We start from the raw sequence: 26,651 nt of genomic DNA on the forward strand, positions 1-26,651 counted from the left end.
ATCGCGGAGCTGAGGTCCGATCTCGACCGTGGCCGTATCCCAAGCACAGATATGACAGTGGGTGCGCGTCCCGGACATGACGCGGAGACTCGACATACCTCAGACTTCGATGACAAGCGAATTTGGACTGGCTGGTTTCGGCGCGTCTATAAGTTCGCTCGGGGCTTTACCAGGGCGGCTCATGGATGTACAAAAAAGCCGGAGGGAAATATTATGGGGCATCAGTATATTTCGCTCGGCGCAGCGTGCAATGCCGCGATGATGATCAAAAAACTGGGCCTGAGAAAGACATTCTATCCGTTTGATTGGCTATTTAATCTTGATAGCGGTCTCGCATCCGTCACTGAGATGATTCAGGATGACTTTCAGAAGGTCTGCGCACCCGATTGCTACATGCCCGCAAGCCATTCGACCCTCACAACTGAGGTCGTCGCCTACCGGGATTACCCGACCGTGCTGCACATCCACACCAATCCGATGTCGAAGACCGGCGAACATGATGAACTGGTCCGGCGATTTGACCGCTTTCGCCGTGCCCTGAGATCGAGAGATAAGCTGCACTTCGTGTACTATCGCGATCTCGCCGCTGCACGTTTGACCGATCCGTCCGCGACGGCGCGACAGGTGCTAAAGCAGCTAATCGACGAGGCGAGGATCTTTCTCGACACAATATCTGCGTGGCGCGGCGGCGACACCTGTCTGCTTCTTGTCTTGGAAACCGGCATTGAGGACATCGAGCCGGCCTCGATTGCACTGGCGTCAGCGACACTACCGGATGGCCGCATCCATATCGGGCACGCTATCTCACGCTATGATGAGAACCCTGTGTTCAATGATGTCTGGAAACGGCAATGGACCGATCTGCTGCTGAACCAGACGGAGATGCCGGTACACCTCACGGCCTGCGCTCTAGCCAAGCTCTATTTCAGACGGCTGAAGAGCTTCATCAACGGCGACCGCCTGCCTCCCGTTTCTTTGCCCTCGCCGCTCACTCATTGAGGAGCGATTCCGTTATAATTCACTCACCTTAAAGGCTGTTTGCGCGGCGACAATCGATCAAGGGAGACTCGCGCTTGACGATGATGTTCGCGCAGAAGCTCAGGCCGGGGGCCTCCAACCATAGCGCAGGTCCCGATCCGGCCGTGCCGGTGAACCGTCGCCTGCACGGCCCGCGTCCCGCCATTCAGCCCCGCAGTAACAAGACAAGAACCTCATATGTTTTCGGGCATGGCGCCGATCGGCGCATCTCGGCGCAGCCGCTATTCGCTCTGCCGGAAGTTGCGGATCCGGTCGAACAGCACGGCAAGCACGATGGCGCCGCCGATGAAAGTGCCCTGCCAGAAGGCATTAATGCCGAGCAAGCCGAGACTGTTGCGGATCACTTCGATCAGGGCGGCTCCGACCAGAGCGCCGAAAGCCGTGCCGACGCCGCCTGCCAGATTGGCGCCGCCGATGACGGCGGCCGCGATGACCTGGAGTTCCATTCCCGCGCCGATATTGGTGGTGACGGCACCGAGCCAGCCGGTCTGAACGATGCCGGCGATCCCAGCCGACAAAGCGGAGATCATATAGACCGCAATCTTGATCCGGCGCACCGGAACGCCGGTTAGCGTTGCGGCGTGCTCATTGCCGCCGATTGCGAAAACATAACGGCCGAACCTGGTCCAGCGCAGTACAAAACCGGTCAGCAGCGCCAGGACGATCATGTAAAGAACGGGATTGGCTATACCGAGAAACCATGCGCCGCCGCCCAGCGACAGAAGCGCCTCGTGGTCAGGACCGAATTGGAAGACGACGGTGTTGTTTGACGCGACCATCGCCAGGCTGCGCGCGATCGACAGCATGCCGAGCGTCACCACGAACGGCGGGAAGTTAAGATAGGCGATCAGCACGCCGTTGAACGCTCCGATCACAAGCGCCGTGCCGATCGAGGCGGCAATGCCGATCTCGATGCTGTAGCCGGCATGCATGACCACCGCCAACACCATGCTGCACAGGCAAAGTACCGAGCCGACGGACAGGTCGATGCCGCCGGTGATGATCACCAGCGTCATGCCGAGCGCAATGATCGCAACGAACGTGACGTTGCGGGTGATGTTGTAGAGGTTTTTCGCCGTAGCGAACGAGTCAGTAGCGAAGGATAGAAAAACGCAGGCGAGAATGACGGCGATCAGGACCCAGAACGTCTGGCCGCCCAGTATCCCCGCAAGCCAGTTCCGCTGCTTCTGTGCAATTGTCTGGTCAAGGGTAATTGCCATCGTCGACCTTCATTTCTGCCGATACCGGTAAGCAGCGCCATCACACCTGTTCGATGGCGCCGGTGATAAGACCTGTGACTTCCTCGGGCGAACTCGCCGCAATCGGCTTGTCGGCGACCTTCCTTCCCCGCCGCATCACGATGACACGATCGGCAACCGTAAAGACGTCAGGCATGCGATGACTGATCAGGACAACCGCAATGCCGCGGTCGCGCAGCTCACGGATCAGATTCAAAACCTCCGCCACCTGACGGACGGAAATCGCCGCAGTCGGCTCATCCATCAGCACGATCTTCGCTTCCGACAGCATGGTGCGCGCGATCGCCACCGCCTGCCGCTGGCCGCCCGACATCTTCCTTACGAGATCTCGCGGGCGTGTCTCCGACTTCAGTTCCTTGAAAATCTCTCCGGCCCGCCCGTACATGGTCTTGTGGTCCAGGACCTTCAGCGGGCCGATGCCGCGCCGCAGCTCGCGTCCGAGAAACACGTTCGCCGCAGCCGTCAGATTGTTGCAAAGTGCCAGATCCTGGTGAACGATCTCGATGCCGTGCTGACGCGCCTCCACCGGACGGTGCATGACGATTTCTGCGCCGTCGAGACGCATCGTTCCCTCGCTCGGACGGAAGTTGCCCGCGATCATCTTGACCAGCGTCGACTTGCCAGCACCGTTATCGCCCATCAGGCCGACGACCTGCCCCGCCTCCAGCGAAAGCGAAACGTCGTTGACTGCCCGGATGGCACCGAAATGTTTGGAGATGTTGGTGAGTTCGAGAACCGCCACCAGCCTGCTAACCTCCCCGATTCCGCGGACTGCCCGTTACCGTCGCTTATTCTTCCTTGGGCAGGCGCACCCTATCTCGCCTGTCCCATGTCCTCCCGGAAAAAGCGATTGAACGCATTTACGCAAAACCTTGCAAGACCGTCAATCAATTGTCCGGAAAATCGGGCCATCATCACAAAAATCTGTTTTGTATGACAAATTCCATTGACGCCGAAAGCGCGCGCATATTAGCTGTTTCTGGGAGAGAGAGCATGCTGATCCTTGTCACCGGCGCAACGGGCAAGGTCGGGCAGCGCTTCATTGCTGGGCTGCTTGACGATCCGAGATTTTCCAAAGCACGCATCCGCGCGCTGTGTCACAATCGTTTGCTCGAAGAGACCGACCGCGTCGAGGTGGCAAGGGGCTCCATCGCCGACCGCGATGTCGTTGTGGCCGCATTGGAAGGCGTTACCCACGTCCTGCATCTTGCGACCTGCAAGGAAACGCCTGCCGACATCATGGATGTAACGGTCAGGGGGCTCTTCTGGCTGCTTGAAGAATTTCGCGCGAGCGCCACCTCTCAACAATTCATCCTCATCGGAGGCGATGCCGGTGTCGGCCATTTCTACCATCGCCACGACGGACCGATCACCGAGCATGCGCCCCATCGTGCCTATCCGGGAGGCTACGCGCTTTCCAAGGTTCTCGAGGAGGTGATGCTGGAGCAATTCGGTATTCAGTACGGCACCAACGGCTGCTGCCTTCGCGCGCCGTGGATCATGGCAAAGGACGATTTCAAGTACACGCTGTCCTTCGGCAGCGACGTCTTCGGCGGTCCCGACTGGAAGACGCTGGTTCCGGAAGGCGACGCGAGGCGGTATGCGCAAACCGGTGCTGTGCCGCTGCTGCGCGACGCCGACGGGCGTCCGCTGAAGCGCAATTTCGTGCATGTCGACGATCTGGTCTCGGCAATATTGGCGGCAATCGACAATCCCCGCGCCGAGCGCCAGCTCTTCAACATCTGCATGGATAGCCCGGTCGACTATGGCGAGGTCGCCACCTACCTGGCGCGCACGCGGGGCCTTGCGGCTGTCGATATACCAAGCCAGTACCACTCGAACTGGATGGACAACAGCAAGGCCAAATACCTGCTGGGCTGGCAGCCCAGTTACGATCTGGAAAGGCTTATCGACTCGGCCTGGCAATACGAGCGTTCGGAGGATGACCCTCGCATTGTCTGGTACCCGGGTTGATCACGTATGGCGGTCGCGCCGCGCCCGTCTGTTTCAAGGGAGGAAACCATGAGGAAGGCATTATTACTTGCATTCACCGCTCTGGCGCTCACCGCCGGCCCGGCGCTTGCCAAGAAGCAGCTCGTCATCGTCGTGAAGGGCCTCGACAACCCGTTCTTCGAGGCGATCAACCAGGGTTGCCAGAAATGGAACAAGGAAAACCCAGACTCGGAATATGAGTGCTTCTACACAGGTCCGGCATCGACGTCCGATGAGGCCGGCGAGGCACAGATCGTCCAGGACATGCTGGGCAAGGCAGACACGGCTGCGATCGCCATCTCGCCGTCGAACGCCAAACTCATCGCCCAGACGCTCAAGACCGCCAATCCGAGCGTTCCGGTGATGACGCTCGACGCCGATCTCGCGGCAGAAGATGCAGCGCTCCGCAAGACATACCTCGGCACCGACAACTACCTGATGGGAGCGCGCATCGGCGAGTACATCAAGAAGGCCAAGCCAAACGGCGGCAAGATCTGCACGATCGAAGGCAATCCGGGAGCCGACAACATCCTGCGCCGCGCGCAAGGCATGCGCGATACGCTCACCGGCCAGAAGGACCTTGCCGCGCTGAAGGGCGAAGGCGGCTGGACGGAAGTCGCCGGCTGCCCGGTCTTCACCAATGACGATGGCGCCAAGGGCGTTCAGGCGATGACCGACATCCTTGCCGCCAACCCGGACCTCGACGCATTCGGCATCATGGGAGGCTGGCCGCTTTTCGGCGCGCCGCAACCCTATCGCGACCTCTTCAAGCCCATGGCCGAGAAGATCGCCAGCAACGAATTCGTCATCGGCGCCGCCGACACGATCGGCGACGAAGTGGCGATAGCCAAGGAAGGGCTTGTCACCGCGCTGGTCGGCCAGCGTCCATTCGAAATGGGCTACAAGGCACCGACCGTGATGATGGACCTGATCGCCGGAAAGCCGGTCGAGGATCCGGTGTTCACCGGGCTCGACGAGTGCACCAAGGAGACCGTCGACACCTGCATCCAGAAATAACGCGCGTCTCGGAGCGCCCAAAACAGTGGGCGCTCCGGTTCCCGATCATCTCAGCGGACACCGCGTCTCCCGGAATCTTTATAGGTGACGAAGGCTCGCCGGCGCTTCCTGTCATCGCAGCAACTTTTGACTTGGTCCGTGCTGCGGCATGCGCAGAAACGTCATGAGAACATCGAAAAAACTTCGATTGCAACCGCGACACACTGCCCGCAGTGCGGTTCGCAAGGCATTGGCAACACCGGCCAGATCATAGCCGGGCGTTCACGATGGGTGCCTGCTCCGTAGTCGTCCAAGTCATTCGGCGCACGCCGATCCATCAAGACCGGCGTGACCGTGATGGCTGGGAAAAGCGGCGGGATGTCCACCAGCCGCCTTCACTTTCATTTACCGGCGGCCTGTGTGGCGTACATGTAGCTGTCATAGCTGTATTCGGCGACGCGGAACCACTCGAAGGATTCGTCGCGGAATTTCTTCCAAGACGGATAGATCTTCGCCCAGGCCGGATATTTGGCGCTGTATTCGCCATAGAGCTCGAATGTCGCCTTATAGGCCGCATCCATGACGTCGCGCGGGAGCGGACGAAGTTTCACGCCCTTGCCGACCAGCGAACGGATCGCCTTGGTGTTCTTGACGTCGTAGAGCGCCTGCATGTTGACATTGGCCGCCTTACAAGCGGTGTCGAGCGCCGCCTTGTAGGCGTCCGGAAGCCCTTCATACTGCGCCTTGTTGATGAAGAAGTGGATGGTCAGGCCGCCTTCCCAATAGGCGGGATAATAGTAATAGGGGGCGATCTGGTAGAAGCCGAGGCGCTCGTCATCATAGGGTCCAACCCATTCGGCCGCATCGATCGTGCCGCGTTCGAGCGCCGGATAGATGTCCCCGCCCGGAAGCTGTTGCGGAACGACACCAAGACGCGACATCACCTGGCCGGCGACGCCGGCAATGCGCATCTTGACACCATTCAGGTCTGCAAGGCTGTTGATCTCCTTGCGGAACCAGCCCCCCATCTGGGCGCCGGTGCCGCCGCCGGGTTTGCCGACGATGCCGTATTCGGAAAGAAACTCGTCATAAAGCTCGTTGCCGCCGCCGTGATAGAGCCAAGCGTTTTGCTGGCGAGCATTGAGGCCGAATGGGATCGTTGACCCGATCGCAAAGGTCGGATTCTTGCCGGTGAAGTAGTATCCGCAGGTATGGGCGATTTCGACAGTGTTCGCCTGAACGGCGTCGATTGCCTGGGGGCCCGGAACGATCTCGCCGGCTTGAAAGACCTGGATCTGAAACTTGCCCTCGGTGATCTTGGAAAGGGCGTCGGCCATGACGACCGCTCCGCCGTAGATCGTATCAAGATTGTTCGGAAAGCCCGATGTCAGGCGCCACTTGATCGTCGGCAGTTCCTGGGCGACGGCAGGAGCAGCCAGCGCTGCACCGGCAACGGTGGCAGCGCCTCCGAGCGCTCCCTTGGTCAGAAAATTACGGCGGCTCAGTTTATCGGTCATTATTTCCTCCTCGGTTGATGGCATGCAGCACTTGGCAAAGCGCAATTGGGCAAACGGTTGTGTTACTTGGCGGGTTCGGACGGCGGCGCGCCGAAGCTTGGGGTCGGCGATCCGAAATCCGGCGCGGGTGCCCCAAAACCTGGCGCTGCCGGCGCACCGTTTGACGGCTCAGGAGCGCCAAATGGCTGTGCGGGGGTTCCAAACGGGTTCTCTCCGCCGGCACCCGGCATCGGGACATTCAGCTGGATGGTCGACGGATCGACTGTCACCTGGCCGGACTTGTAGTGGGTGACGAGCTGCGGGAACGCGATCACAACGATGACCATCGCAAGCTGGATTCCCAGGAAAGGCAAGGCGCCCATGTAGATCTGACCTGACGTGACCGGCTGGATCGTCGCGCCTGAAATACGGTCCTTATAGGCCCGGCTCGGCGCGACCGACCGCAGGTAGAACAGCGAAAAGCCGAATGGCGGATGCATGAACGAGGTCTGCATGTTGATCGCCAGCATCACGCCGAACCAGATCAGGTCGATGCCGAGGCTGTCGGCAACGGGTGCGAGCAGCGGAATGATGATGAAGGCGAGCTCGAAATAATCGAGGAAGAAGGCAAGAAAGAAGACCAGCAGGTTGGCGACGATCAGGAAGCCGACTTCGCCGCCCGGGATCGACGTCATCAGATGCTCGACCCAAACGTGACCGTTCACTCCATAAAACGTCAGCGAAAAGACGCGCGCCCCCAACAGGATGAAGATCACGAAAGACGAGAGCTTCGCCGTCGAATAAAGGGCGGCCGTGATCATCTTGAGATCGAGGCGGCGATTGAACGCCGCCAGGATCAGGGCACCGACGGCACCCATCGCACCACCTTCAGTCGGGGTCGCAAGACCGATGAAAATGGTTCCGAGCACCAGGAAGATCAGTACGAGCGGCGGCACGAGCGATGTGACGACTCTGCCGGCGAGCTTCCACCCGCGCAGCAAACGCGCTTCTGCCGGTAGCGCCGGAACGCTCGCGGGCCGCAGAAAGGACATCACGATGATGTAGCCGGAATAGACCGCCACCAAGAGCAGGCCGGGCACCAGCGCGCCCTTGTACATGTCGCCGACAGACCGGCCGAGCTGGTCTGCCAGGATAATCAGGACGAGGCTTGGCGGAATGATCTGCGCCAGCGTCCCCGATGCCGCGATGGTGCCGGCGGCAACGCGGCGATCGTAGCCGTAACGAAGCATGATCGGCAGCGAGATCAAGCCCATCGAGATAACGGAGGCTGCGACCACGCCGGTCGTTGCGGCAAGGATGGCGCCGACGAAGATGACGGCAAACGCCAGGCCGCCGCGCACCGGTCCGAAGAGCTGGCCGATCGTGTCCAGCAGATCCTCGGCCATGCCGCTTCGCTCGAGGATCAATCCCATGAATGTGAAGAAGGGGATGGCAAGCAGCGTTTCGTTGGACATCTGCCCGAAGATTCGGTCCGGAATCGCTCCGAAAAGATTGATCGGAAGCAGGCCCATCTCGATGCCGATGAAACCGAACACAAAGCCGACAAAAGCTAGCGCAAACGCCACCGGATAGCCGAGCAGAAGCACCACGATCAACGACAAGAACATGATGGGCGCGAGATTTTCCGCGAAGAAAGCAAACATGGATTTTTTCCTGCCTAGAGAATTTGTGCTTCAGCGTCGGCAAGCGCGATCGCGTCCGGAAGATCGCCCTTCAGGATCGCGATGCGTTTGATCAGTTCCGAAAGGCCCTGAAGGGTGAGCAAGCCGAAGCCGGCGGGAATGAGCGCCCATACAGGCCATAAGAGCAGGCCGCCGGTATTGTTCGACACTTCACCGCTGACGAACTTCGAAACGACGATCGGCCAGGACAGGTAGGTCGTGATGAGACAGAACGGGAAAAGGAAGAAGATCGTGCCGAGGATTTCGATCCAAAGCTGCGCTCGCCGCGGTAGCTGACCGTAGACAAGGTCCACCTTGACATGCTCGCTCCCCAGGAGCGTCCAAGCCGCAGCGATGAGGAATGCGGCAGAAAACAGATACCACTGGGCCTCGAGCCAGGCATTCGAACTGAGGTTGAACAGCTTCCGGGTCGTTGCATTGATCGCGCTGATCAGGACGGCTGCCAACAGCAGCCAGGAAACGGATTTACCCAAAAACGTATTGATCGCGTCGATGACGCGCGACAGCGACAGCAAGCCAGACATGATGTAATCCTCCCAGCGGTCACCGGCTTTGAGAAAGCATGACCACCGGGCAACTGGTATGGTGCGGAGTTTTTTGGAACAAGACTGAAAATGGGCAAAATACGCGGGCCTACCCAGTACTGGGTAGGCCACTTAACTGTCGGCCCAGGTTAATCCGTTCTCGATCGCATAGCGGGTCAATCCGGCCGTCGTCGCGATGCCGAGCTTCTTCTTTATGTTCTTGCGATGCGTTTCGACTGTTGCAGCCGAAATGCCCAGTGTCTGGGCAATATCGCGATTGCTTTTTCCTGCCGCCAGCAACAATAAAACATCATGCTCGCGCGTCGTCAGAGGAAGCGCATCCGGCGCCTCCTTTCGCTCGAGCAGAACGTCCGAGACACCGGAAGAGAAGTAGGTTTTGCCATCTGCCACGGCTTCGATCGCCGCGATGATCTCGTCGGTCGAGACATCCTTGAGAATGTAGCCGGAGGCCCCATGCAATACCGACGTGGAAATGTACTCGCGACTGTCGTGCATCGACAGCATCAGGATCCGCGTCTCAGGCAATTGTTCCTTGAAGAGCTCTATCGCATCGATTCCGCTCAGCTGCGGCATGTTGATATCCATCAACACGACGGCAGGCCTTTCCCTTTGCGCAATCTCAAGTCCGGTGCGTGCCAATCCGGCGGTGCCGACAATTTCGATGTGTTCATAGGTTTCCAGCACAGCCCCTAGCCCGTCGAGAACCAGGGGGTGATTATCGATCAAGAGAACCTTGATACTTTTCCTGCCGCTCATGCTGCTTCCTTGCGTTGCGCGCGGTTCACCGTTGCCGACCTTGGAAGCATCGCCGTCAGGATCGTGCCAGCCGACGTTGTCTTGATCAGCAACAAGCCGCCGAAATGGGCCAGGCGCTCCTGCATGTTGCGCAGCCCGAGCCCACCGCCGAATGCTTTCTTTCCCTCTGCGATGTTTTCATCGAAGCCGTTGCCGTTGTCAGAGATCGTCATACGGACGCGGCCGCCAACGCTCCAAATCTTAATAGCGACACGCGTTGCTCCGGAATGCCGCTCCACATTGTTCAGCGCTTCCTGCGCAACACGATAAAGCGCCGTGCTCGCCTCGGGCTTCAGCATGTTCTTGAAGGTCAGCGCCTCAAGCCGTGTGTCGATGGCAGTGCGCTCCGAGAAGTTGTCGCAAAGCGCCTTGAGCGCCGGGGTCAGGCCGAGATCGTCAAGCGCCCGCGGACGCAGGTCATGCGACAGGCGCCGCACTTCCTTGATCGCGCCGTTCAGCGCCTCCGCGCCCCGATCGATTGCACGAGCCGCATCCTCGGACTGGCTCTTGACCTTGCGGCACGCCAGATCGATTGCGTAGCGCACGCCGATCAGGTTTTGCGAAATCCCATCATGTAGTTCGCGGGCAAGGCGCGCCCTTTCCTCTTCCTGCGTGTCGATGATGCGCTGCGCAAGCTGCTTAAGCTTGCTGTCTGCAAGCCGCCGTTCCCTCAAGGTCAGCAGCATGCCGGTGGCAAAGACGGTGAGAACCGCCGGCACGGCGATCAGCGCGATGATCAGAAACGTTTTGCGGATATTGGCGCGGAAATCGGCATTTGCAGCGGCGGTCTGCGCGAAGACGTCATCGAGATAGACGCCTGTGCCCAGCATCCATTTCCATTTGTCGAGACCGACGGCGAAGGAGAGTTTGTCGGCCACCTCGCCGGAAGACGGCTTCTGCCACTTGTATTGGTGGAGCCCCCCGCCCTCCTTGGCCTTCTGGATCAGGTTGGCGATCACCTTGTCGCCATCGGGATCCGTCAGGTCGAGCCAATTATGGCCCGGGCGAAACGCCTGGCGCGGATGCACGATATTGTTGCCCTCGTAATCATAGACGAAGAAATAGCCATCCTGGCCATAGTCGAGAGCAGTCAGGATCGCGCGAACCTTCTCCTTTGCCACTTCGTCATCCGGACCGGCAGCCGTGTAGATGTCATGGATCGCGGAGAGCGCAAGATTTGTGAGGTTGAGGAGTTCCGTCTCCTTGGCCTTCAGCATGTTTCGCTCGAATGTGTCGATACTGCTGCGCACGAGCGTCGCCGATTGCCACGTGATGAACGCAGTGACGATCAGGATGGCCAGGATCAACGGGACGATGGCCAGCGCCACAATCTGATGCCTAAGGTTCATATCCTCACCTCCCCACCGCCTTCGTCAGGCGGACGAGCATATATACGAAATAGCACCGACGGATAGCGCACGCATCGCCGCATCCGCAAACTTCGTTTTTCTCTACAAATGAGATCGTGAGCTCGGCGAGGGTGTCTATTCGAGTAAATGCCTTAGTGGGCCACTTGGCCGCCCTCTTAGCATTTCGAGAGAATATCATTGACAACGCTGGCGAGCGGCGCAGTGGCGTCGATGCTCATCGCGTTCTTCGGAGTATCCTCTTGCGTTGTGTGCCGCCGCACAATGACTTCTCGTTCGGCCGGCTTTCCGCCAAACTCGTCTTCTGGTCTGCTGGCAAGCCGGCTGTTCAGCGTGTCCAGATCGACGTTGAGAACGAAAACCCCGTCAAACAGATCAATAAAGCGACGGAAATTCCTGGAGCCGCCGCAGAAGAAGGAGATCGGGTGGCTTCGATCGGCGACCAGGGATTTGACTTTGTCGACGTTCCAAAGGTGGTGCTTGTGCCCAAAGGCCACATCCAGAATGCACTGCCCGTCCGCAGAGCCGTCCAGCGGTTTGCCCGTTTCTGGATCGCCTTGATAAGCCAACTCGCGGTCGCCATGGATAACGTGGTGACCGCGCCGCTGCAGCTCGGTGGCGACTGAAGTCTTGCCAGTCCCAGAAAGGCCTTCGATCAAATAGTTCTTAACGCCCATTTCCAACCCGATTTGGAAAGCTTGTTTGCGCTGCCGAAAGCGACAACAGCGGTCATATGGAGCTATTGTGAGAACGGCAAGACACTATCACAGGGCGTCTCCGCGACAGCTTCTGGGCGCGAAGGTGCTGCTTGGCGTTGTTGCTCGAATGTCCGCACTTAGGATGCAACGTCGAGGCGTTAAGCGAGTGAGATGGGCGCAACGCGGACATGTTGCCGCTAAATTACTGATTTTTCGCGCTTTTCACTCAAGCGAGCCGTATGATGGCTTTTTGAAAACGATAGGTGTCGGCCAAGTATTGGCGATTGATGGCCGCCGGCACCGCCCCGGTGGGCCATCGGCAGCGCGCAGGCCATCCGGATTGACTGGGAGCGCGGCGTCCTGATCGGAGGCCGCCCGCAAGGATGGGAGGGCGTTGGGCTACGAGCTGTGCCCCACAGGAAGCGTCAAAGCATGAACGTCTTGCCGACCGCGGATGGAACGATCCTATCGCCATAGGCAGCCGCAAGTGCGCTCACGGCGCGCCAACCCGTGCAGTGCCCGGGTGATATCAATTGCAGGTCAAACTGCGCCAGCGCTTCGACCGTCTCCGGGATAATTGGCTCGTTGATCCCGGAGAGGTGGAAGCCGCCAAACACGCCATAGAGCGGGATATTCGGAAACCGTGCCTGGGCGTGCGTCAGAACGTTGATCAGGCCGGCGTGCGAGCAGGCGGTGAAGACGACTTGCCCCTTGCCGGCCACGTTGATCGCCACGAAACGCTCGTCCGGCATTACCTCGTCCGGCTCCCAACTGCCTGCCGCGGTTTGGCGATATTGACCGGGAAACCCGCGTTCGAACCGGGTCACGCGAGGGATTTCGCCGCTCACATAGAACGTCTCGTCAAAAAGCAGCTGCTCGTCTCGGGTAACGATGACATCGGCGCCGTTTCCGGACAGGACATCCACGCTTGGCACCAGCTCCATCGGTCGAAACTGCCCGTCGCTGGATTTGGTCGCGCGCAAAGCGAACATATCGGGATGCATGTAGGTCGGGACGGGCTGCCCACCATTGCCCATCGTAATCATCTGGAGGGCGCGCGGCATTGCACCCGCATGATCCCAGTGACCATGCGACAGCATCACCGCGCGGACTTCCCCGAGATCGACGCCGAGCCTGACCACGTTGCGCTCAAACACCCATTCCTCGGGCCCGGTGTCGAACAGCAGCGTGCGGCTGGCGGATCCGGTCCGGGCGGCAATCAAGCAGGAAAGCCCATGCGCGGCGCAGCACAGGCAGTTCCCGGACAGCCATCGCATCCCGCGACGGCGATGGCGGGCGAACTCGGTCTCGACGAAACCAGGATTCGACGAGAGACTGTCGGTCGCGTTGTCGACCAGAAACATGACTTCTGCCGTGTCAACGACTCTCATGGAAGCCACCCGCCTGAAAACGCGTGGAGCCACTGTACCCATTTCGGGTATGCTCCGATAGGCATCCGAGGCATCTGCGTTTTCTTGTGTCGATCTTGCCGACGATCACCATGGAAGGCGATGCGAACGGGGCACTCCGATGCGGGAATAATCCGGCCGCGACGCAAGTGTAATGGCCTGCAAACTGAGCGACGGCTTCTGCCGCGCACTTGACCTCGCGACTGTCAAAATTCGGTCCTATCGGGCGGTTAGCCTCGGTTGCTCCAAACCGGAGGTATCGAGTTGCCAATCGACCCCCTGATAGGCAGCGGAAGCGTGAGGAGCCGGCGCGAGCGTATCAGCACCCGCGAGGCATTGCGCTGGCACGACAGCGGACTCGTCTTCGAGACCGCCGATTGGCGGAGCGAGGAAACCGAACTCGAATGGGCTGCGGACTACCATCTGTTTATTCTCACGAATTACGGATCGACGAGGGTCACGCAGGTGCGCGGCGCAGGACAGCTTGCGTTCGAAGGCCGGGACAAGCCCGGCGCCCTATCCTTCGTTCCAGCAGGCGTCGATCGCCGATGCAGCTATAAGTCAGCCGATCTCAACTATTCCGCTCTGTGGCTTAAACCCGATCTCTTGAAAGAATGGTATCTGCCTCTACCGCCCGACAGGCTGACCATCAATGGTCACGATCCGGTGATCGCTGCGATCATGGTGGCGTTGCGCGATGAAATGCTGAGCGGCGAAATACCTGATTTAGCCTATGTCGAACAGGCCGCGCGGATGATGATGCACCGGCTGTCGCATCTCGACCGACAAAGCCGTCCCGATGCCGGGAGGCTTTCACGGCGGGTGCTTTCCGCCGTCGATGATTATATCCGCTCCCATGTCGGCCGGAACATCTCCCTGTCCGACCTGTCCCTGGTGACCAGCATCCCGGTTGATACCTTCGCCCGGCGGTTCAAGGCGACAACCGGTTACACACCCTATGCCTGGATCCTGGAAATGCGCGTGAGATGCCTGACAGACCGGCTGCGCGAAAAGGACGTCGATCTCGGCTCCCTTTCGGCGGAGCTTGGCTTCTCGAGCCAGAGCCATATGACCAATACCTTCCGCCGGATGCGGGGAATCACCCCATCCCGCTATCGCCGTCAATTTCTGTCGGATTCGTGATAATCGCCCGGAAACCTGCAAGAAAGAGGACGATCCGCATCCCAACTTCGCTTTCGTCGCACTTGATCGAAGGAGTTTTGGATGACGCCGAAGTGCCCAACAGATCACCCTGCTGTTTTGGAGACGACCCGCCGGGATCTGCTTCTGGCGAGCGGTGCGGCTGCCGTTGCCACTGCCTTTCCACCTGGAGTGAACCAGCTTCATGCGCAGGAGGCATCGCAGGCGTTTGAGCCCATACCGCTCAGGCTGTCAGTCAACGCCAATCCCGTTGAACTGACTGTCGATCCGCGCATGAGCCTTCTCGACATGCTGCGGGAAGAGCTCGGCCTGACCGGGACCAAGAAAGGCTGCGACCATGGCCAGTGCGGCGCCTGTACGATTCTTCTCAACGGCCGCCGCATTAACGCATGCCTGACGCTTGCCGTCATGCATGAAGGCGACGAAGTTCGAACGATCGAGGGGATCGGCGAACCGGGCAAGCTGCATCCTCTGCAGACGGCTTTCGTGGCGCGCGACGGCTACCAATGCGGCTACTGCACGCCCGGCCAGATCTGCTCGGCGCTCGGCATGATCGAGGAGGCAAAGCAGGGCTGGCCGAGCCACGTCAGCGCCGATGTCGCACAGCGCGATATTGCTCTCATTGAAGCCGAGATCCGCGAACGCATGAGCGGCAATATCTGTCGCTGCGCCGCCTACCCCAACATCGTCGCCGCCATTCGCGACGTGGCCGTGGAGGCTTGAGATGCGAGGCTTTACCTACGAACGCGCGGCTGACGTCGCCGCCGCATGCGCGTCGGTGGCTGGCGATCCCCACGCCAGGTTCATCAGCGGTGGAACCAACCTGCTGGATCTTATGAAACTCGGCGTCGAGCGGCCGGCTCATATCGTCGATATCAGCCGTCTGGACCTGAAGGATATTACGGAGACGCCGGACGGCGGTCTGAAGATCGGTGCGCAGGCGTTAAACAGCGATGTTGCCGCCAACCGGCGCGTGCGGGAGCGCTATCCCCTGCTTGCCCAGGCATTGCTTACGGGTGCCTCCGGCCAGATCCGCAACAAAGCGACAACCGGCGGCAATCTTCTCCAGCGCACCCGCTGCCCCTATTTCTATGACACGCGGATGTCCTGCAATAAAAGGTCCCCCGGGGCAGGCTGCGCTGCGCTTGAAGGCCTGAACCGCAACCATGCCATACTGGGCGCCAGCCAGTCCTGCATCGCCACGCATCCCTCCGACATGGCCGTTGCCCTGACAGCGCTCGGAGCCAGCATCGAAATCGCCGGCAACCGAACGGAGCGGCGGACCTTGCCTGTCGGCGATCTTCATCGCCTCCCCGGCCAGACCCCTGATGTTGAGAACAACCTTGAGCACGGCGAAATGATCACCGCCGTGATGCTTCCGCCGCCGCCTGCGGGCCGTCAGCTCTACCGGAAAGTGCGCGACCGTGCGTCCTATGCCTTCGCTTTGGTTTCTGTCGCGGCCATTGTGGCCACCCAGGACAATCGGATTGCCTCCGGACGCATCGCACTGGGCGGCGTTGCACCAAAACCCTGGCGGACAGAAGAGGCAGAAAAAACCATGGGCGGCCAGCCGCTTACGAAGGAAACTTACGATTCCGCAGCAGGTGTCCTGCTTCAGGGCGCACAGGGCTACGGACACAATGATTTCAAGATCGAACTGGCCAGGCGAACGCTACGCCAGACCCTGGCGGCTTCAGCCGGTCAAGCTTGAGGACCATTCATGACGCAGACAAGCCAATCGCAAAATAGGTCGTTCATCGGACAACCGATGAACCGGATCGATGGTCCTCTCAAGGTGAGCGGCCGCGCGACCTATGCCTACGAGCAGCCGCACGGCGAGCCACTTTACGGCGTGCTTCTCGGTGCCAGTATCGGCAAGGGCCGGATCGCCAGGCTTTCCGTTGCGGCAGCCGAAGCCACGCCCGGCGTGCATCTCGTCATGACCCACCGCAACGCGCCTGCCCAGGCGCCGTTCGGAGAGCCGACCGTCCGGCCGGGCGTTCAGCGTCCCCGGCCGGTCGTCTTCCAACCGGAGGTCCGCTATTTCGATGAGCCGGTAGCGCTCGTCGTTGCAGAAAGCTTTGAGATCGCCCGGGCGGCAACAGAGGAGATCGAGATCGAATATCGCGAAGCGGGCGGAACTTTCAGCCTCGACGACGCGCGCGAGGCTATCTACGCGCCGGCGATGGCCAATGCCGGTCTTGCCACCGACAGCGTGCTCGGCGATCCCGACGGCGCATTTGCCGCCGCTCCTGTCAAATTCGATCAGACCTACACGAACGCCTTCGAGCACCATGCGCCGATGGAGCCGCATGCCGCGCATGCAATCTGGGACGGCGATCAAGTGACGATCTACACCTCCGCGCAAACCCCGGCGCAGATCAAGGATGGTGTTTCCAACACGCTGCAGATTCCGCCCGAAAACGTTCGCGTCATCTCGCCGTTCATCGGCGGCGGTTTCGGTTCTAAGCTGATCGCGCATGCCGAAATTATCTCGGCCGTGCTCGCCGCTCGGATGCTGAACCGCCCGGTGAAGGTGGCGCTGACGCGCCAGCAGATGTTTGCCAATGCCGGTCACCGGCCGATGTTCGAACAGCGCTTCCGCATCGCTGCCGACACTGGCGGGCGGCTCATCTCCTTCAGCCATGATTCACTCTGCACAACGTCGCGTTTCGAAGAATTCGCCGAACAGGCGGCCACCGCCTACCGGAGCATGTATGCGGCTCCCAATCGGGCGACACGCCACCGTCTAGCACCGCTTGATATCAATCGCGGGGAATGGATGCGCGCACCGGGTGAAGCACCCGGACTGTTGGCGGGCGAATGCGCCATGGACGAATTGGCAGAGCAACTCGGTATCGACCCTATCGAATTCAGGATCCGCAACGAACCGGAGCGCGACCCCGAACGCGACGTCCCCTTTTCGACCCGGGGTCTGGTGCAGTGCATGCGGGAAGGTGCTCAACGTTTCGGCTGGAACAGGCGCGTCGCCAAACCGGCAAGCGTGATGGAGGGCCGCAAGCTGATCGGTATCGGCATGTCCGCCGCCATCCGCCCGAACCTGATCGGGCCGGGCGCCTGCCGCGTCAGGATCCATGCCGACGGGCGCCTGACCGTCGAACTCGACATGACGGATATCGGTACCGGCACCTACACGATCCTCGCCCAGATCGCCGCCGACAGCATGGGCCTTCCCATCGATCGCGTCGGGGTCGCGCTCGGTGATACCCGATTTCCGAAAACCTCCGGTTCCGGCGGCTCGTGGGGATCGGGCAGCACGGGGGCGGCGCTTCATGATGCATGCCGTCTTCTCAAGGAACAGATCACCACTGCCGCGCGCGCGATGTCCAATTCGCCTCTCTTCGGTGCGACTGCCGAAAACGCCCTCTTTTCGGGGAGCCGCGTCACGATCGGCGACCGGAGTGCTGCTCTGACCGAAATCCTCACCGTGGTCGCACCGAAGGGTCTGTCGGCGGAAGGCAAGGTCGAACGTGGGCAGGCGCTTAAAGACTTTTCCCAGCATACCTACGGCGCGCATTTCGCCGAGGTTTCCGTCGATGCGGATACTGGCGAAATCCGGTTGCGCAGGATGCTCGGCGTTTTTGCCGCAGGGCGGATCCTCAACCCGAAAACCGCACGCTCACAGATCATCGGCGGCATGATCTGGGGTGTCGGTTCGGCCTTGATGGAAGAAGGCGGGCTCGATCCGCGTTACGGCAACTTCCTCTACAGCGACCTCGCCAACTACCACGTGCCGGTCCATGCAGACATTCAAGACATCGACGCCGTCTTCCTCGACGAATATGACGACAAATCCAACGTCTTCGGATCCAAGGGCATCGGAGAGCTCGGCATTTGCGGAGCCGGCGCGGCTTTGGCAAACGCTGTTTACAACGCGACCGGATCGCGTATCCGCTCGTTTCCGATCACCGTCGAGAACGTACTGCCGGGATTGCCGGATGCTTAACGTTGAGCCAGACGTTTCAGCAGAAATCGTAAAATCAATCCTGGGAAGGTTGTTTTAGTAACAGATAAACTTTTTGAGTGCATGGTCCCCATGAGAGGGCGGGCCATGAAGAGAACTCAAATTACGTCACACATTACGATCGTCTTGACGCTCGTAACGGCCATCACCGCGGTTTTGATCGCGGGCTTTGCGTGGCTTGCCTCGACGAAGGTCGACGACCTCTCTCTCATAAGACAGGCGGACTTCGTCACGCAGGGTCTTCAACAGCAGATCAACGCGGTCCCGCGTGAGCAGGAAAGCGTTACCAAATGGGACGACGCGGTCCTCTACGGCAAGATGCGCAACCACGACTGGCTGCTGGAAAACATCGGCAAATGGACGCATGACTACTTCGGCCATGACCGCACCTATGTTTTCGATGACACCGATCATCTCATGTTCGCGATGCGCGACGGTATCGATGTTCTTTCGCCATCACTCGGCGACGACCATGATCCGGTAGCACGCCTCGCCGCCGAGATGCGGTACGCACTCAAGGAACGGCTGCAGGCGAGCGATCCTGCGCCGATTGCCGATGTCGCCAGCACCAAGGTCGTCGATATAGTGGGCAGGCCTGCCGTCATCAGCGCCCGGCCGATCATTCCAAGTTCAGAGCGAATGACGGTCGAAGCCGGGTCGGAGTTCATCGCCATCGCCGTGAAATTTCTCGACGCCTCTCCAATCGAGCACATCGCCCACTATGCGCGTCTCGACGGCTTGCACTATGCGCCTGCCGGCAAAGAGGCGGGCGAGGCCAGAATTCCCGTCATCTCTGCGAGTGGAGCAACGCTGGGTCATCTTACCTGGGAGCCGATCAAGCCCGGCCTGATGCTTCTGGAGCAAATTGCGCCGGCAAGCATAATCGGCATGTTTATCGCAATGGGAGTCGTCCTGTTCCTTGGCCAGGGATTGCGCAGGACATCGTTGAATCTCATCGAAAGCAAGGCGCAACTCCTTGTGCACCGCGACCACCTCGAAGAAACCGTAAGACTGCGCACCGGCGAGATCGAGAGGCAGCGGCAGGAGCTTGATCGATTGCTCGCCCAGGAACGGCAGGTCAACGCGCTGCAAAGGCAGTTCGTGACGATGGCGTCGCACGAGTTCCGCACGCCGCTTGCCATCATTGATGCAGCTGCCCAGCGCCTGACGCGGACGAAGGGGGAGCTGAGCCCCCAATACATCTCGGAGAAGTCGGGCCAGATCAGAAGCGCCGTATTGCGCATGGTCGATTTGATGGAAAGCATCCTTGCGGCCGGCCGCCTTGAGACTGGGCGCATCTCGCTTTCGCTTGCGGACTGCAATCTCATCGACGTGATCGCCTCGTGCTGTGCAAGACAAAAGGAAATCAGCAAGGATCATGTGTTCCGTACAAACCTTGGCGAATTGCCTGCGACCATGAAAGCCGATCGTGCAGCGCTCGAACAGGTATTCACCAATCTGCTCTCCAATGCGGCAAAGTACGCACCCCACGCGCCTGACATTCACATTCGCGGCTGGGCCGACGAACGATTTTCTTACGTATCGGTTTCAGATCAGGGGATTGGAATCGATACCGACGACTTGCCAAAATTATTCCAACCCTATTATCGGGCTCGAAGCGCCACAGGGATTGCAGGCACCGGTATCGGGCTGAACATCGTCAAACAAATCGTCGAGTTGCATGGTGGCACTGTTACCGTCAGCAGCGCCCTCGGCCATGGAACGACTTTCACTGTAGCCCTCCCGCGGGAAGGTGCCGCGTCTTTGACGACGCCGCAGGCAGCATAGAATAAGGAGAAGAAAGATGATCACTATATTGTGCGTCGAGGATGAAGCTGACATCCGCAAGCTAATTGTCGAAGAACTGAACGAAGCTGGATTTGCCACCCTTGAAGCAGCCAATGGTCAGGAAGCGCTGGAGACCATCCTGTCGAAATGGCCCGATATCGTGATCACCGATATTTCTATGCCAATCATGGACGGCCATCAGCTGCTCGCCGAGATCCAGGTCAATCATCCGCAGTTTTCCAACATCCCGTTCATCCTGCTGACGGCACTCACCGACCGGGAGAACATGTTGACCGGTCTTCGCGCGGGAGCGGCGGATTACCTGACGAAGCCCATCGACTTCGACATATTGCTTGCAAAAGTTTCAGGCTGCGTCACCCGAATTGAAAACGATAAGGCGGCCGGCCGGACGTTCTGATTGCGTCCACCGCTTTCCTCTACACTGCGAATGCTGGCTGCCTCGTCAGGCTATGGTCTTTCAAAAGCCATAAAGCTGCGGAGGCTGGTGGCTGCGCAGAGAGATCAGACATGATCGTCGCCGGCCGCTTGGCGTCAGCGTCTCTGTAACGGCGGCTTTTCTACCTTTTGAAAAGCTGCTCTTGCCCGAACGGGCATGCCATAAGGACCTGACTGAGAAGGTTCGCCGTGACCAAAGCAGACGTGCGAGGTTCAATGCGATGCATTCCATGCAAGATCATGTTCCGGTTTCCATTATCATCGCGAACTATAACTATGCGCGCTTCTTAAAGCGCTGCATCGATAGCGCACTGGAACAAAGCCACGATAGCGTAGAGGTCATAGTTGTCGATGACGCATCAGCTGACGACAGTGCCGGTGTCATTGCCGCATATGGGTCCCGGATCAAAGGTCTTCTAAAAGAGCGCAACGGCGGTCACGCGGCAGCGTTCAACACGGGATTTTCGGTCAGTCGCGGCCAGATCGTCCTGTTTCTCGACGCCGACGACTATCTTTATCCGAACGCGGTATCGGAAATCGTCGAAGCTTGGGACGGCGATACCGCCCAGGCGCAATTCAGGTTGCACATCGTCGACGAGCGCCAACGCGTCAAGGATGTGTTTCCGGCTGAGGAATTCCCGTTCGATTCAGGCGATGTCACCCCACAGCTATTGCAGAAAGGCCGGTATCAGACCACGGTTACAAGCGGCCTGGCCTTCCGGCGTTCGGCTTTGGAGGCGGTCATGCCTATCCCCGAGACGGACTTTCGCCAAGGGGCGGACGGATATCTCGTCACCGTGGCGCCTCTCCATGGAACGGTGACGTCGATCGATTCCTGCCTCGGTGCTTACCGCATGCATGGCGCCAATCATTCCGTCTTTGCAGAAAAACTCGGCCAGCGGGCGCGCTGGCGGGTAGAGCACGACTTTCGCCGGCTGGAAGCCTTGTCCAGTCAGGCCGCTGAAGTCGGCCTGACTGTGCCGCCCGACGTCAGCCTTCATGACACGGTCCATCTGGAAGAGCGCCTGGCATCGCTTTGCATAGACCGTGACCGGCACCCGGTACCCAATGACTCCAGGCACACTCTCGGCGCTGCGGGCGCAGTCGCCAGCCTGGAAATGAATGTATCCTTAAGACGCCGTGCCGTGCTGGCGGCCTGGTTCCTCTCCGTCGGCTTCCTTCCCCGGCGCATGGCAAAAGCGCTCTTGTCGTGGAAGCTCGTCGCCTCCTCCAGACCTGCCTTCCTGCTGCGCCTGTCGAAGACCATCCGCCATGCCATGGGATAGGTGTTAGGAGAGAACGGGCAACACCTCGCGCTCTTGTGGCTGTGGCGCAGCGTTGCAGACATCCCGCGTTTAGGGCGTCATGGTCCGAGCGACGACGGTGCATTGGATTGACAGCGCAGGTCGATGCTGCCTTCTCACGCTTTCCGATTTCCAATTCAATTGTGCAAAGTATTGAATCTCGCCTCCATGCCCGTGATTACATTTCTCGCCTCCGCACTGATACAAGGCACCCGCCCCTGTGAAGCGCGGCCAAGGAACGGAAGCTTCTCCGGGCCATTTCAGCCGTCACCACTGAGCTTCTCGTCGCCGCGTTCGTCACCGCGATTGATCTGGAGCATCCGCAGGAGACTGACCTGCCGGTTCTCTCATCGGCTGGCAAGTGAGGCAAGCTGGGCGAACATGTTCTCTGCAGCCACTCTTGCCTTTAGTACATAAGATCGGCCGCAATCGAAGTCGGCCTGCTCCCAAGTTGAGATCCGCTCGAACGCCTCTTTTGGCGTCTGCACGTAGAATTTTTCAAGCCCGGCTGCTCGCAGCATTCCCTGCGTTTTGGCGGTGTTGGATGGCATGGCCACAAAGGGCGTCCCGGCGACCAAAGATAGACATGCTGCATGGAAGCGACCCGCTACCAAAGCGCGAGCTCCACTAATCGCCTGCAACAGATCTTCCGCGCTCAGTGGATGGTCTAACTGCTTTTTCATGCGCATTCGAGCGAACATATGGGGCCGAAAAGCCGATCTCGCTACAAGCGTCATTACTGAGACGCGCTGTGGGGTCCGTCGCTCTCCTTCCGGCAGAACCGCGACCAAAGGCTCTAAATCCGACGGGACAAAGCGATTCTTTGTGTCCGATACGTCCATTCGCATGAACTGTATGCCCCTCTGCCCGATCGCGTGGGCAAGTGTCGGGCGGCCGAACTCGCGATTGGCGTTATCGGTAACGATGATATTTCCAATCCGGGGCGCCCCCTTGTAGGGTTCCAAGAAGTCCGACGACAGCGTCAGGTCAGGAACGACCGCACACTCTAACCCGGCGGCTTGTGCGTTCATCGCACTATTTGGTTCTCTAAAAAATCGCATCGCGAAGTGGCTGCAATGCTCCGCGATTTGCTCATTATTCTCCTCATAGACCGAATTGATAAGAACGGACGGGATGCCCAACGAGCGGCAATATGAGGCAACCTCGGCCAAGGCGAGGGCCTGAGGCGTGGCATGATGTAGGGTACCTTCACCATTGACGATGACAAGGTCGGCTCCTTTCATCGCATCAAGGATCGCGCCTTGACCGCGCCAATCCACGTGAACGGAACAAGTTGCCACCACCTTTATCCCAGCCTTCGCAGCCAATCGCAGAATCTGGGCGATCACAATCCGGCACCCGATGTGCGATTTTGTTGAGGTGTCGTTTATAAGGACTGCCGTTTTCATCGGATATCCCAGCGTGAACTCGTTGGCAGCGAGTTCGAAACTTGACCCCGGACGCGGATGCCGGAAAGGACCGGGTCAAAGACAAAGGAAATCGATCTAGCGCCAGTTGCCGACAGATGATCTCCGTCTTTATAACGAACGATGCCACCTGAAGTCGCGCTGCACGACAATTCAGTACAAAGGACTGGCAACGGATCGACAACGCCGACTTTCATATCCAGTGCCACATCGCCCACAACGCGACGCGCTGCTGCCTGGCGCGCATCCACGTCGTTTCTCGGCACCTCAAGCTTGGCGGAGTTTCCCTGCATCGATAAGCGCGCAAGGATTTGCGGCACAGCATATCTCATCTCGGGCACATCCATAACAAGCCAGACACGCGCGCCATTTGCCTGCATCCTTCTGATGCTTTCGACTAACCGCTTCGTGACATCAGCTGCATGATCGCCGGACGCCGAAGCCGCCGCATCGAAGAAATCACGCTGGTTTGTCAGATCGGTTTTATAAATGTATTTGCGCCAATATGCGGCAAGCAGGACATCGCCTATCTGGTTCTGACTGATAAGCGATTGCACGGCGTCATTGAAGCTATCGCAGCGGCCTACACGATCAGCTCTTATCAGATCGACCGAGGCGAAAGGCGGACATCCGGCGCTCGCTACGAAGACGCCACCGGTACCTGCCCGTCCCGCGGCAAGGTCCAGGCCCGGGGCTATCGCGGCAGCGTGAGAATCTCCCCATAGAATGAACTTCGCCTTCGTCACCGCCGCTCCCATTGGGCAAACTTTGCCGTCTTGCACATCTGCAATCGAGAGGCCGTTTCCATCCGGATCCGCAAAACAGTCTGGCTCCATAAACTGGCTGCCGTCGTCCTTTGCAGCGTAGAGACGGGCGGCTTCGTCCTTGAGGCGTTGAGGTAGTCCATTCAGCCTTATGACTAAGACGTTGACCGAGACCAATGATGCGACACCGATCGCCAAAGCGACAAACGCAGGTTGTGGTCTTTGGATTGCAAGCGCGCCAAACCGGAACGGCTCCTCAACAAAGCGCCACGAGATCCAGCCGAGAAAAAGCGATAAAGTAAAAATCAGTGCGACGGCTGCTCCGGGCGAGGCCGCACTCGTAAAGTAAGGGAGAAAAACAACGATCGGCCAGTGCCAGAGGTAGATTGAATAGGAAATCTTCCCCACAAATTTCATGGGCGCATTGCCAAGCAGCACTTTTGTGATCTTTGATTGATCACCGAAAGCGATGATGGCGGCCACCGAGAGACACGGCAATAGCGCAGCAAGTCCCGGAAACGCGGTGGCGTCGGAATAGAGAAACGCGCAAGCCAGAAGGCCAGCGATGCCGAGACAAGGGATTATTTCGGCAAGGGCGGGTCGTACCAATGGCCTATGAGCACCAATCAGCGCGCCGAGCAACAGTTCCCACAAACGGAACGGCAAAAGGTAGAATGCTTTTGTCTGATCTTGTTGCACCATCAGTTGGCTTGCCGCCAAAGATGCCACAGCGATAATCGCCAAAATTGGAACGATCGCGTTTTTCTTCATCCGATAGGTGATCATCAGGCCAATGGGAAAAACGAGGTAAAACTGCTCCTCGACGGAGAGCGACCAGGTGTGAAGCAAAGGTTTCGTATTGGCGGCCAGATCAAAGTAGCCACTTTCACGCCCGAACTGGATATTGGAGTAGAAAAGTGCGGTCGCCCGCGCGCTGCGGGCGAAATAAACGAGATCGTCTGGCATAAAAAGCCAGATTGCGAGGGCGGAGACTACGGCCATCATCACAAACAGCGCCGGCAGGATCCGGCGGATCCTTCGGACATAGAAGTCGATGATTGAAAATCTCTCGTTGGCGAGGTCGCGCAGGATCATAATTGCCATGAAATAGCCCGACAGCACGAAAAAAGCGTCCACGCCGACATAGCCGCCAGCGACGGCTTGAATACCAGCGTGGTAGAAAACGACCAGCAGGACGCTAAGGGCTCGAAGGCCGTCCAAATCGCTCCTGTAGGGAACACCAGCGATCAATAAGATCCTCCCTTGGACTTCGGGACAGGACTTTGATAACACGTGAAAATCAAAAGACAATGCGAGCGTCTGCCAAGACCGGCCAATGCGCAGGAATCCGGGATCGATTTGATGGGCAATGGAGGTTCCGATCACGCGGATATCGATCTTCTGACGTGGTGCGTGAGCGAGGAAAAAATCGGCACGATGTCGCAGTGCGTCGGGGTCGCGCGAAACCTCAGCCGGAAGGAGCCGGTTGTGAAGCCATTTGTGCCGGTCCATGGGATAAGGAAGGCCTTTGCTCCCGCGCTGTTTTCCCGCAAAGAAAGCCGTCCAGACATCATCATTTCCTGTGGCTACCGGCCAGAGAAGGTGGTTCTGAAGATGAAAAGGACATTTAGCGGCGAGCCCTTCACAGTTCATCTGCAACGGCCAGAGATCGAGGGCTATGATCTTGTCTTTGTTTCCAATCACGACTGGACGAGGGAGCTAGAGGCACGGCCGAACTACGAGAGGATGATCGGCGTGCCTCACAGGCTCAGATTGAACGAGGTATCAAAACGCCGCCGTGCGGCAAGAAGTCTTTTTAGTCCCGACGACCGTCAGTTGGCTTCTGTCTTCGTCGGCGGCGACAACGGCGCCTATATCTATGACCAGAAGTCGGTCGATAACATCAAAAACGCAATCGACAGTCTGACGAGCAAGGATTGGCGCGTTCTAGTCTCGACGTCCAGGCGATCCGATAGACGGACCTTTGATGCGCTCATGGCTCTGTCGTCTCCGTTGGTTACCGTCTGGGATAGGCGGGAGCCTAACCCGTATCTTGATTATGTCGCTGCTGCAGACGCGTTTCTAATCGCCAAAGATTCCATCACAATGCCTTGTGAAGCCTTGCTCACAGGCCGGCCTGTCTATTCCCTGGAGTTGACAGAGGTGCCAGGCGAACGCCTGATAAAATTCGACCGCTTCCACCGGGATCTACAAGAAACACGCAAGCTCACCCGCAGGTTCGATGGCGGTCTCGAATCATACTCTTACCAGCCGATAAACGAAGCGTTGCGCATCGCGGAAGTCATACGGTCAAGGGTTGCTAAGCATTCTTGAAAGACCCCGATGGCTGATCGTGCCAATGGCCGGCTTGGTGTCGGCCATTAAGCCGCGAACTAGTCACCTGGAACTGAAGTAAGCCTCATTATATATTGCTTCTGTTGGAACGGCAGGAGGGTTAGTGATGGTTG

At 58.9% G+C, this 26,651-nt stretch carries 22 protein-coding genes; 11 read left to right on the plus strand and 11 right to left on the minus strand.

Translation table 11 applies throughout. The features are described 5' to 3' along the window. Positions 1–57: 57 nt before the first annotated feature. On the plus strand, positions 58–999 hold the full coding sequence (locus BN1800_RS20300) for a DUF1796 family putative cysteine peptidase (protein ID WP_179213831.1): 942 nt from the start codon (positions 58–60) through the stop codon (positions 997–999). A 260-nt stretch (positions 1,000–1,259) separates the two neighbouring features. On the opposite strand, the gene BN1800_RS20305 is transcribed toward BN1800_RS20300, so the two are convergent. Together BN1800_RS20305 and BN1800_RS20310 are read right to left on the minus strand one after the other, a co-directional pair. Next, positions 1,260–2,258, minus strand: a complete 999-nt coding sequence (locus BN1800_RS20305) for an ABC transporter permease (RefSeq protein ID WP_087000512.1) — start codon at positions 2,256–2,258, stop codon at positions 1,260–1,262. A 40-nt stretch (positions 2,259–2,298) separates the two neighbouring features. Next, positions 2,299–3,042, minus strand: a complete 744-nt coding sequence (locus BN1800_RS20310; protein WP_425299050.1) for an ATP-binding cassette domain-containing protein — start codon at positions 3,040–3,042, stop codon at positions 2,299–2,301. Positions 3,043–3,290: 248 nt separating this feature from the next. Here BN1800_RS20310 and BN1800_RS20315 point away from each other — a divergent pair, with 248 nt between their 5' ends. Together BN1800_RS20315 and BN1800_RS20320 are read left to right on the plus strand one after the other, a co-directional pair. Then, positions 3,291–4,271 carry an NAD-dependent epimerase/dehydratase family protein gene (locus tag BN1800_RS20315; RefSeq protein ID WP_087000516.1) on the plus strand — a complete coding sequence of 327 codons (981 nt, stop codon included), beginning with the start codon at positions 3,291–3,293 and terminating at the stop codon, positions 4,269–4,271. 48 nt (positions 4,272–4,319) lie between these two features. Further along, positions 4,320–5,306 (plus strand): substrate-binding domain-containing protein, encoded by a 987-nt coding sequence (locus tag BN1800_RS20320; protein WP_027510437.1) that lies wholly within the window; start codon positions 4,320–4,322, stop codon positions 5,304–5,306. A 380-nt stretch (positions 5,307–5,686) separates the two neighbouring features. Here the strand turns inward: BN1800_RS20320 and BN1800_RS20330 are convergent, their stop codons facing one another. From BN1800_RS20330 to BN1800_RS20360, 7 genes are all read right to left on the minus strand, one after another. Next, positions 5,687–6,802, minus strand: coding sequence for a TRAP transporter substrate-binding protein (locus BN1800_RS20330; protein WP_087000520.1), 1,116 nt, complete (start codon positions 6,800–6,802; stop codon positions 5,687–5,689). A 62-nt stretch (positions 6,803–6,864) separates the two neighbouring features. Further along, positions 6,865–8,445, minus strand: coding sequence for a TRAP transporter large permease (locus BN1800_RS20335; protein WP_087000523.1), 1,581 nt, complete (start codon positions 8,443–8,445; stop codon positions 6,865–6,867). A 14-nt stretch (positions 8,446–8,459) separates the two neighbouring features. Then, positions 8,460–9,008: a TRAP transporter small permease subunit gene (locus BN1800_RS20340; protein WP_087000525.1), complete on the minus strand. Its 549-nt coding sequence runs from the start codon at positions 9,006–9,008 to the stop codon at positions 8,460–8,462. 132 nt (positions 9,009–9,140) lie between these two features. Then, on the minus strand, positions 9,141–9,785 hold the full coding sequence (gene mctR, locus BN1800_RS20345; RefSeq protein WP_087000527.1) for a two-component system response regulator MctR: 645 nt from the start codon (positions 9,783–9,785) through the stop codon (positions 9,141–9,143). Beyond that, positions 9,782–11,173: a two-component system sensor histidine kinase MctS gene (mctS, locus tag BN1800_RS20350; protein WP_087000529.1), complete on the minus strand. Its 1,392-nt coding sequence runs from the start codon at positions 11,171–11,173 to the stop codon at positions 9,782–9,784. Before mctS ends, mctR begins: the two co-directional genes overlap by 4 nt. 176 nt (positions 11,174–11,349) lie before the next feature. Then, positions 11,350–11,868, minus strand: a complete 519-nt coding sequence (locus BN1800_RS20355; protein WP_087000531.1) for a DEAD/DEAH box helicase family protein — start codon at positions 11,866–11,868, stop codon at positions 11,350–11,352. A gap of 446 nt (positions 11,869–12,314) precedes the next feature. Then, positions 12,315–13,280 (minus strand): MBL fold metallo-hydrolase, encoded by a 966-nt coding sequence (locus BN1800_RS20360; RefSeq protein ID WP_087000533.1) that lies wholly within the window; start codon positions 13,278–13,280, stop codon positions 12,315–12,317. Positions 13,281–13,562: 282 nt separating this feature from the next. Here BN1800_RS20360 and BN1800_RS20365 point away from each other — a divergent pair, with 282 nt between their 5' ends. From BN1800_RS20365 to BN1800_RS20395, 7 genes are all read left to right on the plus strand, one after another. Next, positions 13,563–14,441, plus strand: a complete 879-nt coding sequence (locus BN1800_RS20365) for a helix-turn-helix domain-containing protein (protein ID WP_087000535.1) — start codon at positions 13,563–13,565, stop codon at positions 14,439–14,441. Between the two features lie 81 nt (positions 14,442–14,522). After that, positions 14,523–15,182, plus strand: coding sequence for a 2Fe-2S iron-sulfur cluster-binding protein (locus BN1800_RS20370; RefSeq protein WP_087000537.1), 660 nt, complete (start codon positions 14,523–14,525; stop codon positions 15,180–15,182). A gap of 1 nt (position 15,183) precedes the next feature. Then, the gene (locus tag BN1800_RS20375) at positions 15,184–16,170 is read left to right on the plus strand and encodes an FAD binding domain-containing protein (RefSeq protein ID WP_087000539.1); all 987 of its coding nucleotides are present in this window, start codon (positions 15,184–15,186) and stop codon (positions 16,168–16,170) included. 57 nt (positions 16,171–16,227) lie between these two features. Further along, complete coding sequence (locus tag BN1800_RS20380) at positions 16,228–18,426, plus strand: xanthine dehydrogenase family protein molybdopterin-binding subunit (protein ID WP_244564568.1); 2,199 nt, start codon at positions 16,228–16,230, stop codon at positions 18,424–18,426. A gap of 105 nt (positions 18,427–18,531) precedes the next feature. Next, entirely contained in the window at positions 18,532–20,232 is a 1,701-nt protein-coding gene (locus BN1800_RS20385; protein ID WP_244564569.1) for a sensor histidine kinase, read from the plus strand. 16 nt (positions 20,233–20,248) lie between these two features. Beyond that, positions 20,249–20,650, plus strand: a complete 402-nt coding sequence (locus BN1800_RS20390) for a response regulator (protein ID WP_087000545.1) — start codon at positions 20,249–20,251, stop codon at positions 20,648–20,650. A 259-nt stretch (positions 20,651–20,909) separates the two neighbouring features. Continuing rightward, a complete protein-coding gene (locus tag BN1800_RS20395) occupies positions 20,910–21,974 on the plus strand; it encodes a glycosyltransferase family 2 protein (protein ID WP_087000547.1) in 1,065 nt (354 codons plus the stop codon). 365 nt (positions 21,975–22,339) lie between these two features. Here BN1800_RS20395 and BN1800_RS20400 read toward each other — a convergent pair whose 3' ends face one another. After that, complete coding sequence (locus BN1800_RS20400; protein WP_087000549.1) at positions 22,340–23,401, minus strand: polysaccharide pyruvyl transferase family protein; 1,062 nt, start codon at positions 23,399–23,401, stop codon at positions 22,340–22,342. Beyond that, the gene (locus BN1800_RS20405; RefSeq protein WP_179213832.1) at positions 23,398–25,434 is read right to left on the minus strand and encodes an acyltransferase family protein; all 2,037 of its coding nucleotides are present in this window, start codon (positions 25,432–25,434) and stop codon (positions 23,398–23,400) included. Before BN1800_RS20405 ends, BN1800_RS20400 begins: the two co-directional genes overlap by 4 nt. 111 nt (positions 25,435–25,545) lie before the next feature. Between BN1800_RS20405 and BN1800_RS20410 the strand changes: the two genes are divergently transcribed. After that, positions 25,546–26,517, plus strand: a complete 972-nt coding sequence (locus tag BN1800_RS20410) for a mitochondrial fission ELM1 family protein (protein ID WP_087000563.1) — start codon at positions 25,546–25,548, stop codon at positions 26,515–26,517. The last annotated feature ends 134 nt before the right edge of the window (positions 26,518–26,651 follow it).

The organism is Rhizobium sullae, assembly GCF_900169785.1.
Lineage (GTDB): Bacteria > Pseudomonadota > Alphaproteobacteria > Rhizobiales > Rhizobiaceae > Rhizobium > Rhizobium sullae.

Bases quoted from the DNA above. Each gene is read 5' to 3' on its own strand.
- mctS (WP_087000529.1), bottom strand. From the start codon at position 11,173: ATGAACCTTAGGCATCAGATTGTGGCGCTGGCCATCGTCCCGTTGATC.
- BN1800_RS20390 (WP_087000545.1), top strand. From the start codon at position 20,249: ATGATCACTATATTGTGCGTCGAGGATGAAGCTGACATCCGCAAGCTA.
- BN1800_RS20355 (WP_087000531.1), bottom strand. From the start codon at position 11,868: ATGGGCGTTAAGAACTATTTGATCGAAGGCCTTTCTGGGACTGGCAAG.
- BN1800_RS20335 (WP_087000523.1), bottom strand. From the start codon at position 8,445: ATGTTTGCTTTCTTCGCGGAAAATCTCGCGCCCATCATGTTCTTGTCG.
- BN1800_RS20400 (WP_087000549.1), bottom strand. From the start codon at position 23,401: ATGAAAACGGCAGTCCTTATAAACGACACCTCAACAAAATCGCACATC.
- BN1800_RS20305 (WP_087000512.1), bottom strand. From the start codon at position 2,258: ATGGCAATTACCCTTGACCAGACAATTGCACAGAAGCAGCGGAACTGG.
- BN1800_RS20385 (WP_244564569.1), top strand. From the start codon at position 18,532: ATGAAGAGAACTCAAATTACGTCACACATTACGATCGTCTTGACGCTC.
- BN1800_RS20330 (WP_087000520.1), bottom strand. From the start codon at position 6,802: ATGACCGATAAACTGAGCCGCCGTAATTTTCTGACCAAGGGAGCGCTC.
- BN1800_RS20395 (WP_087000547.1), top strand. From the start codon at position 20,910: ATGCATTCCATGCAAGATCATGTTCCGGTTTCCATTATCATCGCGAAC.
- BN1800_RS20320 (WP_027510437.1), top strand. From the start codon at position 4,320: ATGAGGAAGGCATTATTACTTGCATTCACCGCTCTGGCGCTCACCGCC.
- mctR (WP_087000527.1), bottom strand. From the start codon at position 9,785: ATGAGCGGCAGGAAAAGTATCAAGGTTCTCTTGATCGATAATCACCCC.
- BN1800_RS20315 (WP_087000516.1), top strand. From the start codon at position 3,291: ATGCTGATCCTTGTCACCGGCGCAACGGGCAAGGTCGGGCAGCGCTTC.
- BN1800_RS20360 (WP_087000533.1), bottom strand. From the start codon at position 13,280: ATGAGAGTCGTTGACACGGCAGAAGTCATGTTTCTGGTCGACAACGCG.
- BN1800_RS20380 (WP_244564568.1), top strand. From the start codon at position 16,228: ATGAACCGGATCGATGGTCCTCTCAAGGTGAGCGGCCGCGCGACCTAT.
- BN1800_RS20340 (WP_087000525.1), bottom strand. From the start codon at position 9,008: ATGTCTGGCTTGCTGTCGCTGTCGCGCGTCATCGACGCGATCAATACG.
- BN1800_RS20370 (WP_087000537.1), top strand. From the start codon at position 14,523: ATGACGCCGAAGTGCCCAACAGATCACCCTGCTGTTTTGGAGACGACC.
- BN1800_RS20375 (WP_087000539.1), top strand. From the start codon at position 15,184: ATGCGAGGCTTTACCTACGAACGCGCGGCTGACGTCGCCGCCGCATGC.
- BN1800_RS20410 (WP_087000563.1), top strand. From the start codon at position 25,546: ATGGGCAATGGAGGTTCCGATCACGCGGATATCGATCTTCTGACGTGG.